Source organism: Alteromonas lipotrueae, from assembly GCF_019249215.1.
In the GTDB taxonomy this organism is placed as follows: Bacteria; Pseudomonadota; Gammaproteobacteria; order Enterobacterales; family Alteromonadaceae; genus Alteromonas; species Alteromonas lipotrueae.
The window spans coordinates 212,278-228,275 of the sequence record NZ_JAESDI010000010.1 but is presented as its reverse complement, the minus strand read 5'-3'; the positions used below and the strand labels follow the sequence as shown (position 1 = coordinate 228,275).

The 15,998-nt window shown below is 42.3% G+C and carries 17 protein-coding genes; 10 read left to right on the top strand and 7 right to left on the bottom strand.

Translation table 11 applies throughout. The features are described from left to right. Positions 1 to 355: 355 nt before the first annotated feature. On the bottom strand, positions 356 to 589 hold the full coding sequence (locus tag JKP82_RS13975) for a hypothetical protein (RefSeq protein ID WP_159532505.1): 234 nt from the start codon (positions 587 to 589) through the stop codon (positions 356 to 358). Positions 590 to 723: 134 nt separating this feature from the next. Between JKP82_RS13975 and JKP82_RS13970 the strand changes: the two genes are divergently transcribed. Next, the gene (locus JKP82_RS13970; protein ID WP_218397493.1) at positions 724 to 1,644 is read left to right on the top strand and encodes a LysR substrate-binding domain-containing protein; all 921 of its coding nucleotides are present in this window, start codon (positions 724 to 726) and stop codon (positions 1,642 to 1,644) included. A gap of 7 nt (positions 1,645 to 1,651) precedes the next feature. On the opposite strand, the gene JKP82_RS13965 is transcribed toward JKP82_RS13970, so the two are convergent. After that, the gene (locus JKP82_RS13965) at positions 1,652 to 1,948 is read right to left on the bottom strand and encodes a chaperone modulator CbpM (RefSeq protein WP_159532509.1); all 297 of its coding nucleotides are present in this window, start codon (positions 1,946 to 1,948) and stop codon (positions 1,652 to 1,654) included. Next, positions 1,941 to 2,900, bottom strand: a complete 960-nt coding sequence (locus JKP82_RS13960) for a DnaJ C-terminal domain-containing protein (RefSeq protein ID WP_159532511.1) — start codon at positions 2,898 to 2,900, stop codon at positions 1,941 to 1,943. Before JKP82_RS13960 ends, JKP82_RS13965 begins: the two co-directional genes overlap by 8 nt. Before the next feature lie 308 nt (positions 2,901 to 3,208). Between JKP82_RS13960 and JKP82_RS13955 the strand changes: the two genes are divergently transcribed. From JKP82_RS13955 to JKP82_RS13945, 3 genes are all read left to right on the top strand, one after another. Next, positions 3,209 to 4,312, top strand: coding sequence for an L-dopachrome tautomerase-related protein (locus JKP82_RS13955; RefSeq protein ID WP_159532512.1), 1,104 nt, complete (start codon positions 3,209 to 3,211; stop codon positions 4,310 to 4,312). Between the two features lie 98 nt (positions 4,313 to 4,410). Next, positions 4,411 to 4,713 (top strand): putative quinol monooxygenase, encoded by a 303-nt coding sequence (locus JKP82_RS13950; RefSeq protein ID WP_159532514.1) that lies wholly within the window; start codon positions 4,411 to 4,413, stop codon positions 4,711 to 4,713. Beyond that, positions 4,710 to 5,501: a glycine betaine ABC transporter substrate-binding protein gene (locus JKP82_RS13945; protein ID WP_218397490.1), complete on the top strand. Its 792-nt coding sequence runs from the start codon at positions 4,710 to 4,712 to the stop codon at positions 5,499 to 5,501. Before JKP82_RS13950 ends, JKP82_RS13945 begins: the two co-directional genes overlap by 4 nt. 36 nt (positions 5,502 to 5,537) lie before the next feature. Here JKP82_RS13945 and JKP82_RS13940 read toward each other — a convergent pair whose 3' ends face one another. Then, positions 5,538 to 5,846 (bottom strand): hypothetical protein, encoded by a 309-nt coding sequence (locus JKP82_RS13940; RefSeq protein ID WP_159532518.1) that lies wholly within the window; start codon positions 5,844 to 5,846, stop codon positions 5,538 to 5,540. 386 nt (positions 5,847 to 6,232) lie between these two features. Between JKP82_RS13940 and JKP82_RS13935 the strand changes: the two genes are divergently transcribed. The 5 genes from JKP82_RS13935 (at position 6,233) to JKP82_RS13915 (ending at position 12,086) form a co-directional block, all read left to right on the top strand. Beyond that, positions 6,233 to 6,847, top strand: a complete 615-nt coding sequence (locus JKP82_RS13935; protein WP_218397489.1) for a hypothetical protein — start codon at positions 6,233 to 6,235, stop codon at positions 6,845 to 6,847. A gap of 49 nt (positions 6,848 to 6,896) precedes the next feature. Then, positions 6,897 to 7,340: a ricin-type beta-trefoil lectin domain protein gene (locus JKP82_RS13930; RefSeq protein ID WP_218397487.1), complete on the top strand. Its 444-nt coding sequence runs from the start codon at positions 6,897 to 6,899 to the stop codon at positions 7,338 to 7,340. Positions 7,341 to 7,532: 192 nt separating this feature from the next. After that, entirely contained in the window at positions 7,533 to 10,937 is a 3,405-nt protein-coding gene (locus tag JKP82_RS13925) for an nSTAND1 domain-containing NTPase (protein WP_218397485.1), read from the top strand. 19 nt (positions 10,938 to 10,956) lie between these two features. Beyond that, entirely contained in the window at positions 10,957 to 11,496 is a 540-nt protein-coding gene (locus JKP82_RS13920) for a hypothetical protein (protein ID WP_159532528.1), read from the top strand. Positions 11,497 to 11,690: 194 nt separating this feature from the next. Further along, positions 11,691 to 12,086 (top strand): hypothetical protein, encoded by a 396-nt coding sequence (locus JKP82_RS13915; RefSeq protein ID WP_159532530.1) that lies wholly within the window; start codon positions 11,691 to 11,693, stop codon positions 12,084 to 12,086. Between the two features lie 63 nt (positions 12,087 to 12,149). Here the strand turns inward: JKP82_RS13915 and JKP82_RS13910 are convergent, their stop codons facing one another. Beyond that, on the bottom strand, positions 12,150 to 13,577 hold the full coding sequence (locus JKP82_RS13910; RefSeq protein ID WP_159532532.1) for an aminotransferase-like domain-containing protein: 1,428 nt from the start codon (positions 13,575 to 13,577) through the stop codon (positions 12,150 to 12,152). Between the two features lie 261 nt (positions 13,578 to 13,838). Here JKP82_RS13910 and JKP82_RS13905 point away from each other — a divergent pair, with 261 nt between their 5' ends. After that, a complete protein-coding gene (locus tag JKP82_RS13905) occupies positions 13,839 to 14,441 on the top strand; it encodes a LysE family translocator (RefSeq protein WP_218397483.1) in 603 nt (200 codons plus the stop codon). Positions 14,442 to 14,583: 142 nt separating this feature from the next. Here the strand turns inward: JKP82_RS13905 and JKP82_RS13900 are convergent, their stop codons facing one another. Beyond that, positions 14,584 to 15,006, bottom strand: a complete 423-nt coding sequence (locus tag JKP82_RS13900) for a hypothetical protein (protein ID WP_218397481.1) — start codon at positions 15,004 to 15,006, stop codon at positions 14,584 to 14,586. A gap of 324 nt (positions 15,007 to 15,330) precedes the next feature. Beyond that, complete coding sequence (locus tag JKP82_RS13895; protein WP_159532537.1) at positions 15,331 to 15,828, bottom strand: M48 metallopeptidase family protein; 498 nt, start codon at positions 15,826 to 15,828, stop codon at positions 15,331 to 15,333. Positions 15,829 to 15,998 lie beyond the last annotated feature (170 nt).

The following is a 15,998-nucleotide window of genomic DNA, read 5'->3' as shown; positions in this document are numbered from 1 at the left end:
GTATTAAGGCGATAGACGCTTTTATTACTTACTCTTTGAAGTTTTGAATGTCGCTAATAACCAGTATTCACTCTTAACATTCATCTTCCATAGAAAGTATATTTAAATCAACTTGATACGATGCAAGATTATTGGTCAGTCCGAAATGTTAAGCGCTCTGGGTATGAGATGTTTTAAATAAACGGCTCGTGGCAGCTTTTTATAAAAGTTTAGAAGACTTAAAGTATAGAAGACTTTGCTTATTATAATTGCAGCCCAACTTGTCATGTACTGTCAATCATCAATAACCAGCCTAACGGGAATACCTAAGCCCAATATTAAAGAGGAATACCTACCTATATTCGCGTAAATGGGCTCACTTAAACGCGCTCCACTTTGATAAGCACAGCTTATCTCCCATATCTGACAACATACTTTTTTTATTACTACTTTTACTGCTTTCTTCTGCTATTTCTTTGTTAACCGTTAGCACTTTTTCGTCCGTTAGTGAACCTGGGCCGCCAGCTCGGCCAGCATCACTCATAAGGTTAAAAATCTTATATTTTAACGCAATCAAATATGCGCCTACCTCGCTTGTTTTCATGTTCATTTCGCCACTCCTTTTTCGACATAATTTCGTAGGTTTTTCCTCATTCGGTAAAGCAAGTGTCGCGATTAACTCTTTACTTCACCAACGATAAAAACTAACTTAAAAGATAAGCTGAACTTATATAACAATGATCAATGGACAAACGATTACGATGGCTGAATAACCTGCTTTGTTTTGAAGTAGCCGCACGACATCAAAGCTACAGCAAAGCAGCAGAGGAGTTGTATATTTCACAAGCTGCGGTAAGCCAACAAATGCGGCAGTTAGAGTCTAATTTAGGCGTTAGCCTGTTTCGGCGGCAAGCTCGAAAAATGCTATTAACTGGGCCGGGCAGAACGCTTTATGCATCCTGTGAGAAAGGCTTTAGTGAAATCGTTAATGGTTTGAATCAAGTACATGAAGAGCCCTTGGAAGGCAGTTTAACCGTTACCTCCACTCAAGCTTTTTGCGCTTTGTGGCTTATGCCCAACTTGTTCGAATTCTTTAATGAATACCCCAACATTAATATCAATATTCAAGCATCTAACCGCATTGAAAGTTTACATAATGGTGATATCGACATAGCGATACGATTTTATAACTCTACCACTGCGTTGCAGGATGATAGCCTTATTACAGAGAGGTTTGGCGAAAATGGCGTAGTACCGGCGTGTTCCCCCGAGTTTCAAACCCAAATGCAGCTGCACAGTGTGAAAGATCTTTTGGGTACACGCCTGCTAGCACTTGCCGGTGAAGAGAGAGCGAATTGGGAGGCATACTTCGAACACAGTAAAATAAACATTTCCAACAAAAAATTAAGAAAGACAGTAGTGTCTTCTAGCGATCTTGCGCTTAGCGCAGCGCTTGCAGGCCATGGCGTGATGCTAGCGTCGGATATTATGATTGGGCAGTACTTAAAATCGGGGCAACTCGTTGTGCCCGTTGATATTCCCCACCCAATACGCTGGAAATCTCACTTTGTTTATCTGAAGAACTCCCCCAAACAAAAGCGCATAGCGCATTTTTGCAATTGGCTTACAAAAAAGATGGCGGAACACGAGGTACTACAAACGTAAAAATAGGTTAAAACCGCGTTAGCCGACGATGAAGATATTCATTCTCCTCTGTCAGCTTTTCTTTTTGTTTCAGTAACTCAACAATCATCGCTATCGCAACCCAATCTAACTCCAGTTGATCATATAACGTTATGGCTTTTTTCACCCAACGTACACTGCTGGTATCGAACATCCAGTCGTTCTTATCGTCGCCTGAAACAGGTTCAGCTATCCCGTAATCGATAACTTCAACTATCATTTCTTGGTTTAACCGTTCTACTTGGCAAAGTTCTTCGAATGATATTACTAGCAGCGTATCAACCATTTTCTTTACTCCATTGTGAGCGAGGGTCGTCGTGTTTTAATTCCGCTAGTTGTTGCCATAATGCTTTGTCTTTATCACTGGTTGTGTTTGGTATAACGATTTTTAAAACTGCAATCATATCGCCAACGCCGGTTTTCATTTTAAGCCCTTTACCCTTAACCCGTAATTTTTGGCCTGTTTGACTATTTGGCTTGATATTTAAACTAATTTTGCCGGTCAACGTTGGCACTTCAACCTTGCACCCCAGTGCTGCTTCCCACGGTAAAACAGGTACAGTTAGAACAAGGTTATGCCCTTCAACATCAAACAATGGGTGCGGTACTAAACGTATGTGTAAATAGAGATCGCCATCTCTACCTTGCCCCTGCCCTTTGCCACCCTGGCCTTTAAGCCTAATCCGCTCTGAGTCAACCACGCCGACTGGTATCTTAACTTTTAGGGTTTTATTGACGTGTTTTATCTGCCCATTTTCTAGTGATGGCATCGAAAACTGAATTGTTTTTGGCGCTTCAGAAAACAAATCTTCAAGGAATACTGGCACTTCAATCTCAGCATCTTGGCCGTGATTGCTAAACCCTGAAAAATCGTCTGCTTGATGACTACGCGGCCCCTGATTAAAACCACCGCCAAATACGGAATTAAAAAAGTCTGAAAAGTCCCCGCCAGTGTGAGCACCATTGAAATCATTATTGCTCTGCCAGCCTGGTGGCGGTTGAAAATTATCGTGTGAAGTAGCACCATATTTTTTCAATTCGTCATATTCAGCTCTGCGCTGCGGATCTTTAAGCACCTCATAAGCTTCAACTAATTCTTTAAATTCTTCGTCAGAATTACTGTCAGGCTGCATATCTGGGTGCAGCTTTAGGGCAAGCTTACGATAGGCTTTTTTTATTTCCTTTAAATCAGCATCTTCTTTAACACCAAGGATCTGATAATAATCTTTAAATTCCATTCAATGATGCTCAGCGTAGTGACTATAAAGTACTTAATATAGCGGATGCCGATAAAGCATCATTTGATATTGATCAAATATCAACAGGTCTGCAAAAAGACGTTTCAATGCTCAGCAGTATCCTTCGCAAAAACATTATTAAATTAAATTTGATAATTATTCAAAAACAACACTGTTTTTCACTTAGCAATTAACATCTATTCTTTACTCATCGACATAGCAAATACCAAAACCAGTGCAAATACACAGCAGTCTTCAACGGTGCTATTTGGGCTTTTTGAATTAATTACTCCATTACAGGAAAGACAATGAAACTATTTAAAGCATCTCTTATTACTGCGGCTATTGGCTTATCAAGTGTTGTAGGAGCGCTGGCAAATGCAGTAGAAGTGGGCCCACTAGAGCCTGTTACTCAATTTACTGAATATCGTGGTGGTGGCATTACTATTACGCCAAGCGGCCGCACTATTATCAGCATGCATCCACTAGACAACCCTAAAGTGAAGGTGGTTGAAGTGATGGCGAATGGTTCAAAACAACCCTTCCCTACCCCTGATTGGGCGGATGGCCCAGAAGTAGGTGAAGTGGGATTAACATCTGTTATTGGTGTTCACAGCGATAGCGAAGGCGTAGTGTGGATCCTTGATATGGGCAGCGAAACATCGCCAGCACAGATAGTGGCTTGGGACAGCGTAACCCATAAGCTTCACACAACTATTACGTTGGCAAAATCATCGCTACAACCAAACTCATTCATCCAAGATTTCTCTATTGATGAAAAACACGGCAAAATTTATATTGCCGATATGACGTTCGGTAACTTTGCAGGGGCTACTAAGCCAGCAATTATTGTTGTCGACTTGAAATCTGGCAAGTCAAAGCGTGTACTGGAAAACGCAGCACAATTAATGCCTGAAGACAGAGATATAGTTATTGAAGCTTCTTTATTAGCGTCAAAAACTACAGAAGGTGAAACCAACGCGTTACGCTTTGGTTTAAACCCAATTGCCATTGATGATAAAAACGATTGGTTATATTTTGGTGCATTTACTGGCACAAAAGTCTACAGAATTCCAACATCAGCCATTAGTAACACAAAAAATTCAGACAAAAAACTGGCACAAAGCATTGAAGTTTATGGTCCTAAAAACCCAAGCGATGGTATTGCTTATGCACCAGGTGGCGGAATTTTAGCCACAGATCTAGAGCATAATGCGGTGGGGTTAACCACGAAGGGCCATTACGAAATACTGGTTCAAGATAAACGTCTTTCATGGCCTGATAGCTTGGCGGTAAGTAATGGTTATATTTACGTAACCCAAGATCAACTGCATCAACATCCTGCATTCAGCCAAGGCTTAGGTAACGCTAAACCACCTTACACACTTTACCGTTTTAGCTACCAACCTTAATACTATTTTAAATGGGTGCAATGCACCCATTTAAGCCTGATTTATTTTTCTATTTTTTTAATTATTCGCCAAATGCCCGCACTATTAAGGAACCTTTCATGCCTGAATTAACAATTGTCGCCAATATCACTGCAAAGAAAGACAACATTGATGTTGTAAAATCTGAGTTGAAAAAACTTGTTGAAATGACATTACCCGAAGAAGGCTGTATCACCTATGACCTTCATCAAGGTATAGAAAACCAAGCGCATTTTATGGTTTACGAAATCTGGGAAACCCGTGAACTGTGGCAAGCACATAATGAAAGTAAGCATTTAACTGAGTTTGTTGCCGCAACAAAAGGGGCATTTGAGCAATTTACCGTTGATGAAATGATGAAAGTTAATCAAGGTACGTTATGAAAAGTATCGTCAAGATAGGTGTAACTAACCTGTCGTTTCACCACGTGGCGGCGTCGCTTGTATCGAATGTGCTTAACAGTATGGGATTTGATGTACAAAGAATCTACTCTCCCCATGAAACTAACTTTGAAAAGCTCAAATCTGGTGACGTTGACTTACTAGCGTCTGCTTGGTTACCGTCTAGTCATGGCGTATACAAGGCAAATGTTGAGGAAGTAATTTCATTAACAGAGCTCGGTTTGCATTATGAACCTTATGCCTTGTGGGGAGTACCGGATTACATTCCTGAATCTGCAGTATCAGAAGTTACGGATTTATTAAAACCGTCTGTCATTGAAAAAATGAACGCTAATATTCAGGGAATAAACCCTGGTGCGGGTATCACCCGGTTTTCAATTAAAATGATGGAAGAATATGGTTTAAGTAACGTGGGCTATAAATTCCATACTGGTACTGAAGAAGACTGTTTTACTGCGTTCGAAAAGCAGGTCGAAAAAGAAGATTGGTTTGTTGTTCCGCTTTGGAAACCTCAGTTTTTGCACTTTAAGCATAAGATCAGAGAAATTAAAGACCCTAAAGGGTTATTAGGTGTTGTAGATCGTGCCGTGCTTTTAATTCGTGATGATAAAAAGCAGTTGTTGACCAAAGCGCAATTAAACAAGCTAAATGCTTTGCGTTTCAACAATGATGTTATTGCTGAGCTTGATTATCACGTATCTAGAAATAACAAACCGTTAGACGATGTTACCAAAGCTTGGTTAGTTTCAAATGAAATTATTCCCGCTTAAGCAGCAATGACATTAAAGCGCAATTTAAGGCCTGATTTAATCATCAGGCCCTTCTACAGTAAATACCAGGTGTCTTCGCATATCTTTTAGAATAACCCCTTTTTTCACCATAGCGGCGCTTAATCGCTTTCGCCATTTTAATAATACCGGTTCCGCGGCAGCTAAGGATTGTTCATCTTCAAACTGAAAGCGCAGTAATAAAGAACTTGGGAACATCTCGTATTTCATATCAAACCAGCACTGCACCATGCCGGGAATTTCAGCGCGCCCTTGCTCTTCAAGCATATTCGCGACATCAAGGACAAGTGCTTGTTGTTTAATTTGCACTTTAGAAAGTTTTTTCATCGATAGGGTCCATCTTAGGGGCTAACGTTCGCAGACGCTAAACTTAAACGAAAACCTAGATAAATACCAAGAAAGCAGAGCTAATCAACAAAAAATTCAAAGTAAAAAGCTCACTACAGAATAGTTTTAACACGCCTTTTGGTGGCGCAAACAAGAGCTACACCCAATATCTCCCGAACTCACAAAAAAAATTAACCTACTGAATTAAATATATTTATTCATCCCGTAAGTCTCACTTCATGAAGTATTTTTAAACCGTTAAGTTTCCGTAAGTTCTTTTTCGTAGGATCCGGCAATACTCACTCCAACACCAATCGCTCTATAGATGCAGATTGCTGTCGCTTCACGATGGATTGGTAATTTCCACCCTACTTAAAGGAATGAACATGAAACAGTTAATGCTAGGTTGTTGTGCAATGATCTTGGTGTTTCCTGCTTGGGTAAGCGCAGTTACACAAACAGACAATCACTATGCAGCAAATAAAAGCAATGGCTATATTGCCTACATGAGTGAACCAGAAACCCTGGTTATCGAGCAGGGAAACAGCACTTTGAAACGTGAAGTTCACCTGCCCCGAGTTCATCAAGCCGCTGAGTTTAGTTGGTCGAATGACAATCGCTACCTAACTTTTACTACGCATAACCAGCACCTGTGGCTATATGATTTACACCTTGCCACGCTTCGGCTTATTGAGTCGATGCCAAGCACAGCACCTGAAAGCAAATACTCACCCCAATGGTCAAACGTAGGAGATTGGTTGCTATTTATTTCGCACAACCAAACGGAAGCTCGCCCTCGCGTTTACTCCCCATTACGTAAGCACAGCTATGCCTTGCCCATGTCAGCCGATGATTTCAGTCATATTGCGTGGGCCAATCACAGTAACGAAATAACCTTATTGGATTTCGTTGGCAAGCGTGAACGCCTTGCCTCATTTAAGTTATTTGGCATCACCCTGACCGCCACTGATGCTCGCAGTTTAATGGCCTTAAAAAATTAACCTAGGCCCTAAATCTAATATCGAGAAATTGATAGAAAAGGAAACGATAATGAAAAACGTCATTAGAAAAGCAGCCTTTAGCCTAGTACCTGCAGTGCTCTTATTCGCTACTGTGCAAGCGGCAAATTTTAACGAATTGAACAAAATTGGTGTCGTGAATAACAACCTAGATACGCCCCACCAGATGGTCATTTATAACAGCGACCAAACGAAGTGCTTGTCGACATACGGCCATAACCGTAAGAGTACTAATGTATTAACTTATGAAACCTGCCGTGTAGATGGTTACGATACCTGGACAATAACAAGCTCAGGCAAGATTAAAAATCAACGTAGCGGAAAATGCCTTACTTCGCCTCAAGGCAGAAGCACCTTAACGCTTGCTCGATGTAATACGTCTATTAAACGCGGTTACACCGCCTACGACTTCGTTATTCTGAATCACCTAGACGTTCCCACAAATAGCGGTATCGAAGTAGCCCAATTAGATTAACTGTGGCGTCTTATCCCCTGCCGCAATGCTTTTGCGGCAGGGCTCCACCTACTTAAAACCTTAGAATCGATGAATAGTCTTGCAAACTCACCCGCTCGGATTAGACTTATACATGACAAATTGATGACCCGAAAAAATGAAACATCAAGGGGTTGGAGTTCAGTCTGTCTTGGATATGGGATATCTGTAGACATGAGCGAAACCTTTCAACTTGGTGACTGGGAAGTCAATACATCGTTAAATTCCCTGTCTCGTGATAACACATCTGTTCACCTTGAACCTAAGATGATGGACGTGCTTGCCTATCTGTCAGCCCATGCAGGCGAGGTCATTAGTACCGAACAATTGCTTATCGAATTTTGGCAGGGCACTTTTTATGGCGATGCCCCAGTCCAGAAATGTATCGCCATGTTGCGCAAGAAGCTTGGCGATAATTCAAGGCAACCTTCATACATAGAAACCGTTCAGCGCCGAGGTTATCGCATTATTGCGAATGTGGTGCTATTAGACGAGCGTCAGCGATGGGGCAATCTTCAAAAGCTCAGCCGATGGACCCAAGGCTCACCCTATAGAGGGCTACAAACCTTTCAGCCCGAACACGCGGCGATATTCTTTGGACGCAATAAAGCAATCGCAGAAGTGGTTCACCATCTTAATCAGGCAATGGATGATAACTTCAGCTTTTTACTATTAATGGGAAAAAGTGGCAGCGGAAAATCATCACTGTTACGTGCGGGGGTTATTCCGTTTATTACCCGAAGTGAAGGTTTAGCGGGTATAAAAGTGCAGCACTACACAGTTATCACCCCCACCCGCGGCAAAGCTAGCAGTATATTCAGGCAGCTACTAGGTGCCCTTAATGATATGAGCATGCTGGTTGATACTTGGAATTTAGACGCGCATGCCTGTGACCTAAGCCAGCACCCTTCCCATCTAAAAGCCCTGCTTAAAGAAAGTGAGAGCATAACTGAATTGAATGATGGAGCGCCCTCAACTCACTCAGTAGCGCGCCCCCACAACCTCATTGTTATCGATCAGTTTGAGCAAGTGTTGCAAGACGCAAGCTTGTCGAAAGAAGACGCGGCTAGCTTAATAAGCTTTTTAACCGTGCTTGTAAAAACTCAACGCCTTATTCTAATTGTGTCGTTACGAAACGACTTTTACGCCAACAGTATGGAATTAGAAGGATTCGCACGGCTCAAAGACGAAGGCCAGCAATACGACCTTCAACCTCCTAACGCCACCGATATAGCCCGTATGATACGCCTGCCAGCGCTTTCTGCAGGCCTAAGCTTTGAAGAAAACGTACAAACTGGAGAAAAACTCGATGAGGTTTTGCTAGAAGCAGCGATTGGTCACCCCGATGCGCTGCCTTTAATGGAATTCACTCTAGACTTGCTCTACCAGCGCCGCGACAAAGAGAACACGCTGCTGTTTTCTGCCTTTGCCAACATTGGCGGTTTAGAAGGTGCAATAGCACAACAGGCCGAAACCACTTATCAAGGTATGAGCGAAACGGCTAAAGCAAGTTGGAAAAGCGTGATGCACGAATTGGTGACCATTAACGATGTGAATCAAACCGGCTTAATTGCTAGAAAAGTACCAATTGAGCAGTTTAGTGACGAGAACGATTTAGCCTTTATTCAGCAGTTTGTTGATGCACGATTATTCGTTACCGAATCAGACCTTGGTGCAAATGAACTTACTTATAATACATCAGCCCCTGATGCGAAGAGGAATAAGCGTGTTTGCGTTGCCCATGAAGCCTTATTAAAACACTGGGATCGCATTACCGACTGGGCACAAAAAAACCGTGCGGCTTTGCTAAAAAGAACGGAGCTCAATACCGATTGCAGCCGCTGGTTAAATGCGGGTAAACCTCAAGACATGTTACTGCCCTCAGGTAGAAAGTTAGACGACGCTCGCTGGATGGCAAAGCAACCCCACTTGCACTTAACACCGCAGGAAACATTATTCATTCACCTTTCTGAAGGCCAGCATAAAAAAACGCAGCGCTATAAAACGTCGGCCATTGCCGCCCTGGCGATATTGGCTGTGTCCACAACGGGTTTGGCCATTTATAGCAATAATCAAACTCAACTCGCTGTTGAACAAACCCACCAAGCACAGGTACTTCGAAACAAAGCTGAAAGCTTAGTAGATTACATGTTGGGCGACTTACGCAGCCAGCTAGAGCCCATAGGGAAACTGGACGTGCTCGAAGGTGTTGGACAGAAAACATTAGATTATTATGCAGGTATTGAAACCGGTGATGGGCTAAGGCAAGCAAACTCGTTGAAGCTTTTAGCCGAGATAAACATTAACCGAGGAGAGTTTGAACATGCCGGTGAACAGTTATCTCAAGCGTTAAATATTTTAAATAAGCAGGACGCCGAGCAGCTAAAAATACAAGAAACAGCACCGAATGGCATTGCATCAGCGAACGCGTATTCACAAAGTACAACGCAAACTAGCGAGCAAGTATTGTTCTTAAAAGGGAACATTCACTATTGGATTGGCGTCATCGCCTACTTCAAACAAGACTATACCACTACCATCGAAGAATGGGCAAAGTACCTTAACTATTCACAAGAACTGTTAGTGCTTAATGAGCTAAACCCCAAGTGGATGCTGGAAGTAAGTTCGGCTCAACACAATATTGGTAGTTTAGCGCTTCGTATTTCCCAGTACGAAAGCGCCAGCCAAAATTTTCGTGACTCCATCGCTTTAAAACGCAAAATGTTAATTTCGCAACCTAACCATAGTGAAGTACAAGCCTCGCTGCGGGGTTCTTTGTTAGGACTAGTAGCAGTGGCCTTTCAAACTTTTGAATTCAAAGAAGCAGAAAAATTGGCAGAAGAAGCCTATACCCTTGCGGTTAAATTACTGCTCGAAAACCCTGACGACTACAACATTGTCTATCAAACATTGTCATCCGCTAATTTGCTAATACAAGCTCAAATGTCCGTTGGCAACAAATCAGGTGCTGATAAAACAATAACCGACGGTGTAATGCTGGCGCAGAAACTGGCTATACAAGAACCCGAAAATGAAGCCTGGATGACCAAAGTTGCCACATTAATGTTCTTCTATTGGGATTATCATTTGCTCTTCGACACAAAAGAAACAACCCCTGATCCAGCACTACTTAACCTTACTCGTGCTGCTTTTAACAAAACCAAAAACCTGCCTATAAAACAGAAAATTTACAGTGTGAAATTGGGTTTCGAAAACCGCGAAAATTCAGAGGTGATGACATATATTGCCCAACCATCCCTTGAGTTCAATAGTGAATCCACCCCGCGTCTACTGTGGGAGTTACATTTAAAATGCCGCAACCACCCCTGCACCATCGGTGAGGATATACGAAAAGAGGTTGGGAAAGGCGAAGGTAAAAGCTTAGCCCTCACGCATTTTACGTTAGCGAACACCGAGAAACCGTCGAACGATATGAATGCTTCACTAACTGAATTCTATTTTTTACTGGTGTCATCTAGGCGAAGTGCGGCTAGAGATGTGCTATTAAGTCTGGAAAAGCAAGGGTACTTACATCCCCAGTTAACAGACGCAATTAATCGCGCTAAAGACGACACTTAAACCCTGAAAGGAGCTTCAGATGGAACATGATGATCAATGTCGTAAAATAGCTTATAGCTACACCTTAAATTTATCAGTATTTACTGACAATTTATTGGAGCAAACGCTGAAAGAAGGCGAAGGTACTGCAGAAGGTGAAGCCTATTTTTTTAAGTATGAGGGGAAAGGCTTTTCAAACGGAATATTATCAATACCCCAAAGCAATTTTGCCGATGGGGACGTGAGGATCACTATCTTACTGAATCAAACTGCATCAGCTCACAAGCACGGACCGGCGGGCTATAAATTTGCCTGGATCCATGCACGCCGAGCGGGTGATAAAGAAGAATATGTAGGACGGGGGCAGAGATTCGAAATGGAAAGCTGGCAAAATGACAAAGTTTCATTTCTGTTAACCGGTAAAATGCAATACAAAACGACTAAGGGCTGGGTAAACATAAACACCTGTGAGTTGGCGCTAGATGTTTGGGTACACCACACCTACCGTTCGCAATTAACCAAGGAATTTACTGTAGATAAAATTAACTGCGACCCACAAATTGAAATTCAACCCTCTTAATGAATCAGTTAGTCCAAAAGTAAGTGGGGGCATAAATACTCTTTACACTTTGACGAATATTTAGGCTAGACTGGAACCATCAAATATTAGTTATAAATAGGCTAGCAGCATAATCTAGTTTAGCGCTAATAGATGAATGCAACATTTTCACTAACCTTAACACTTGCACTAAATTCGGCAAAAGGAGTTTCACCATGAAAAACAAAGCAATTGCGTTAGCATTATTACTCACTGTTGTAGGCTGTTCTGAGTCTAACGAAGAATCAGCAGCAGAAGCAAAAAAAGAAGCCATGATGGAAATGGAGAAGGCTGGCGACGCGACAGCTGATGCCTACGAAGAAGGGAAAGAAAAAACAGTTGATGCTTGGGATGAAACTAAAGATTCTGCATCTAGTGCCTATGAAGATGGCAAAGACATGGCCTCTGATGCTTATGAAGATGGCAAAGATATGGCCTCTGACGCGTACGAAGACGGCAAAGAAAAAGGGGCTGACATGATGGATGCTGGCGCTGAAAAAGTGCGTGAAGCGTGCATTGAAATGAAGAAAAAAATGGGTGGTGACGTAAGCGAGTGTGATAGTAAAGACTAACTTACTGCACCCCAGCATTGTGTGTTTGGTACGTTTGTTACCAAACACACAGTGTATTTCCACTCACTCAGCTAATGACTCAATCAATTCGCCAAGCAACTTTATGCTGTGTGTACGAACATCTTGCGTACCGTCAATGAAGTTGAACCGCAAACAGTTTCGGTACTTTCCTGTCGCTGAAAATAACTGCCCTGGCGCGATATAAATCCCCTGTTCTTTGGCTTTATCAGCCAGTTTAACCGCGTCGTATTTCGCATTTAATTCAACCCACAGTACGTACCCGCCTTGAGGGTAGCTCACGCACGTATCTTGTGGAAAATAACGCTTAATATCAGCGCGCAAAGCATCTCTTGCACTTAAGTAATAGTGGCGCATTGCACGTATGTGCTTGTCGTAACCGCCTTGTTCGATATAGCTTGCTATGGCGAGCTGAGGCAATGTGGGGCACATGGAACTGCTAACATACTTTGCATGAAGTACTTGGTTCCTAAAGCTTCCTGGGGCTATCCACCCCACTCTAAAACCCGGCGCTAAGGTCTTAGAAAACGAAGAACACAATAAAACCCGGCCATCCTCATCAAACGACTTAACCGTTCTTGGGCGCGGATACGAATAAGCAATGTCGCCGTAAATATCATCTTCAATAATGGCGACATCGTATTCTCTGGCCATATCGTAGAGCGCTTTTTTCTTGTTATCGGGCATAACAAAACCCTGAGGATTATTGACGGTAGGTGCTACCAGAATGGCTTTTACCGGCCATTGATCTAGCGCCAGTTTTAATGCATCTAAACTCAAGCCAGTTTCAGAGTCTGTAGGTATTTCTAGTGCTTTTAAATTCGCGCCTTTTATTGCTTGCATGGCACCGTAAAAGCCCGGTGATTCAACCACGATGACATCACCCGCATTGGCCACCGCACGAAGGCATACAGACAATGCTTCTTGGCAACCTGAGGTAACGATAAACTCATCCGACTGCAACCTACAACCCGAGGCAGCAGTAAGCCGGCTAAGCTGCTTTCTAAGGTTCTGATCACCCTTCACATCACCGTACACCATGCCATCAAGCGGCCTATTCTTCGTTAATTCATACAGGCGCTTTGTCAGTGGCTTAAGGGTTTTAGCGGTCATGTTGGGCATGGCGTGCTGGAACTGGCATCGCGTTTCAATACCACTGTCTTTGTTAAACGTATTCAACAACATGTTGAGTACATCTTCCCACTGAGACACATCCATTGGCCGTTGCGGCGGCTTAGTCATTTTAGGTGTATTATTTAATGTCGTATTTGACGATACGAAATAGCCCGATTTAGGCTTCGCTTCAACGTACATTTGAGATTCTAAAACCCGATAGGCTTCTTGTACCGTAGCGATGCTAACGTGGTATTCTTGAGATAGTTGCCTTACCGAGGGAAGCTTATCTCCTTGTTCAAATAGCCCACGATCTATTTGGGCTTTTAGTTCACAGGCAAGCGACTCATACAGTGTCATTTATTTTACTCTATACAGATAATAACCATACAGATAACTATACCTTACCTTGTCACTAGAACTTACCATACAGTTCTAATAGTAATTAAGCATACAGTCCTCTCTCCCGCCTATCTGTATGGCATATTTTCAATACTTTTGGCTCTAATACATACACATATTAAAATGTACTATGCTGTGGCGTTATTAAGTAACGCCTATAGATTTGCAACTCAACTGTCGCTTATTGGTTTAAATAGAAGATTAGAGAAAGGGACTACCATGGAAATTTCGTTACTTTTTGCACTCGCCACTTTTGCTTTTATTAGTACAGTAACGCCCGGCCCCAACAACTTAATGCTATTGGCATCGGGGGCACAGTATGGTTACAAGAAGTCGATTCCACATATGTTGGGTATTGTAGTGGGGGTGGCAGGGCTAATGATTAGCACGCTTTTGGGCGTAGGGGCACTTTTCACATTATTTCCCGCCTTGTATACCGTACTAAAAGTACTGGGCATTGCGTATTTACTGTGGCTGGCCGTTAAAATTGCTACTGCACCTACCGATGAAATTGAAATCAAGAAAACCAGCCGCCAAGGGCCACTTAAGTGGTGGGAGGGCGCACTGTTTCAATTGATTAATCCTAAAGCGTGGATGATGGCATTGGCTAGTGTAGGCACATTTTCTGTTCCCGGTGAACACTACGCAGAATCGGGTCTTGCTATTGTTATGGCCTTTGCGCTTATTGGATTCCCGTGCATTTCTATTTGGGCTGCAGTAGGCGCCAAAATAAAAATTTGGCTTAGCTCGCCCATGCGCAGAAAGCGCTTCAACTTCACCATGGCTGCAGCCACAGCTGCTACATTGTTTTTGATTATTTAAAAAAGGGGAAATGACGTGAGAGTATGTTACCGACTAGACGATGTATTCCCCCCGCCAACGCTCTGCTTAAAATGGTTTAGCCGCTTTGGCTTGCAAGTAAACTAAGAATAACTTGCTGCGGCTAAACCCGTTTTAAAAAGCACTAAGGCGCGAAAAAGAAGCCTTTATCTACCCCACTAAAATTGTTTTTATGGTTCAACAAGTACTTTTTATTCTTAGCACCATCTATCAATCGTAAAATATTGTTCTGCGAGTCGTTGTTAGCCATGTTGCTAATACGAAACTTCAACTGCATAACATTTTCTGGCATGTCTAGAATTTCAAAAATAAACACCGACAAATGATCATCGAGTTTTATTTTGCCTTGGCCCAAACGCAATTGACTTGTGGTCACTTCTTGCGGTTTTTCACCTCGGCTAAAAGCCTTTACATCAAAGGCTTGTTTAATGTGTGCCACTAATCGTTGCTTATACTCTGCGCTGTCTTTCGGAATTGCCTTTAGCTTAGCCTTAACGTTACTGCTGGCAATAAGCGACTGGTCAATACCATACAGTGGCGTCATCACTTCATATATCCAGCGGCCATCATCTAGATGGCGAATTTGAAAGGTGGCAATATTGCTATGTGCGCATCACTAATGCTTGAGAACATCAGTGCACAAACCAATAAGATAAATTTAACACTTTGCATATTGGCAAACCTTTTAATTCCCAGAATGAGATGTTATGCCTAAATTTTTTGTTTTGGGAATATGAAAGGAAAGCTTCACAGTAATTGCGCATTTCGTAAGTGCTGTAACGCGCATAAATGAGCAATGCGATAGTAAGATATGAAGGCTGCACAGGAGGGGTAAATACTTCAACCAAATTAACACCCTGGCGTGATGAACTTATCGGTAAGGATTTTCGCCCATAGCAACAGCAACGCAAAACAATCGCAAATCTAATTCTAACTGGTGGTATTGCGGCTCCATATAACAGCAAAGTTGATAGAAACCTTTGTTATGGTCTTTTTCTTTAAAGTGAGCGAGTTCATGTACCACTAGCGCTTTGAGTAAAGGCTCGGGGGCGTACAGCAAGTCGCTGTTAATGGCTAAGTCATGCTTACGCGTTTTGCCTTGCATTCGATAGGTATGTGTACCCAACGCATTGGTGACCATATCACCTTGCTTTTTAAATGCCGCCCGTCCAAAAGGCGGCGCATTTTTTACATAACGCTTTTTTAGGTCGGTTGCATAATTATAAAGTAACTTATCGGTCGTTATAGTATGCGCAATGGGGTACTTTTTAACGAGGTAATTGCTTAACTTGTTGTCGGCTATTAGTTGTAGCGCTTGCTCAACAACAGTCTGGGGGTAGCCATTAAAATATCGTGCGTATTCACTCACTTCACTTTCTCCTTAGTACACACAATTATAAAGGAATTGGAAAACGGGGGGTTATTAATTTTCAGAAGATAGTCTGTTTTTATCTCCATCTCCCCTTATTTATTTTTACCACTTTCTAGCCGCTTTCCTATCAAGTGCCAATGGAATCCCCACATTAATTTAAACTAACT

Excerpts from the sequence above, each read along its gene's own strand:
- JKP82_RS13975 (WP_159532505.1), bottom strand. The coding sequence starts at position 589 with ATGAACATGAAAACAAGCGAGGTAGGCGCATATTTGATTGCGTTAAAA.
- JKP82_RS13970 (WP_218397493.1), top strand. The coding sequence starts at position 724 with ATGGACAAACGATTACGATGGCTGAATAACCTGCTTTGTTTTGAAGTA.
- JKP82_RS13965 (WP_159532509.1), bottom strand. The coding sequence starts at position 1,948 with ATGGTTGATACGCTGCTAGTAATATCATTCGAAGAACTTTGCCAAGTA.
- JKP82_RS13960 (WP_159532511.1), bottom strand. The coding sequence starts at position 2,900 with ATGGAATTTAAAGATTATTATCAGATCCTTGGTGTTAAAGAAGATGCT.
- JKP82_RS13955 (WP_159532512.1), top strand. The coding sequence starts at position 3,209 with ATGAAACTATTTAAAGCATCTCTTATTACTGCGGCTATTGGCTTATCA.
- JKP82_RS13950 (WP_159532514.1), top strand. The coding sequence starts at position 4,411 with ATGCCTGAATTAACAATTGTCGCCAATATCACTGCAAAGAAAGACAAC.
- JKP82_RS13945 (WP_218397490.1), top strand. The coding sequence starts at position 4,710 with ATGAAAAGTATCGTCAAGATAGGTGTAACTAACCTGTCGTTTCACCAC.
- JKP82_RS13940 (WP_159532518.1), bottom strand. The coding sequence starts at position 5,846 with ATGAAAAAACTTTCTAAAGTGCAAATTAAACAACAAGCACTTGTCCTT.
- JKP82_RS13935 (WP_218397489.1), top strand. The coding sequence starts at position 6,233 with ATGAAACAGTTAATGCTAGGTTGTTGTGCAATGATCTTGGTGTTTCCT.
- JKP82_RS13930 (WP_218397487.1), top strand. The coding sequence starts at position 6,897 with ATGAAAAACGTCATTAGAAAAGCAGCCTTTAGCCTAGTACCTGCAGTG.
- JKP82_RS13925 (WP_218397485.1), top strand. The coding sequence starts at position 7,533 with ATGAGCGAAACCTTTCAACTTGGTGACTGGGAAGTCAATACATCGTTA.
- JKP82_RS13920 (WP_159532528.1), top strand. The coding sequence starts at position 10,957 with ATGGAACATGATGATCAATGTCGTAAAATAGCTTATAGCTACACCTTA.
- JKP82_RS13915 (WP_159532530.1), top strand. The coding sequence starts at position 11,691 with ATGAAAAACAAAGCAATTGCGTTAGCATTATTACTCACTGTTGTAGGC.
- JKP82_RS13910 (WP_159532532.1), bottom strand. The coding sequence starts at position 13,577 with ATGACACTGTATGAGTCGCTTGCCTGTGAACTAAAAGCCCAAATAGAT.
- JKP82_RS13905 (WP_218397483.1), top strand. The coding sequence starts at position 13,839 with ATGGAAATTTCGTTACTTTTTGCACTCGCCACTTTTGCTTTTATTAGT.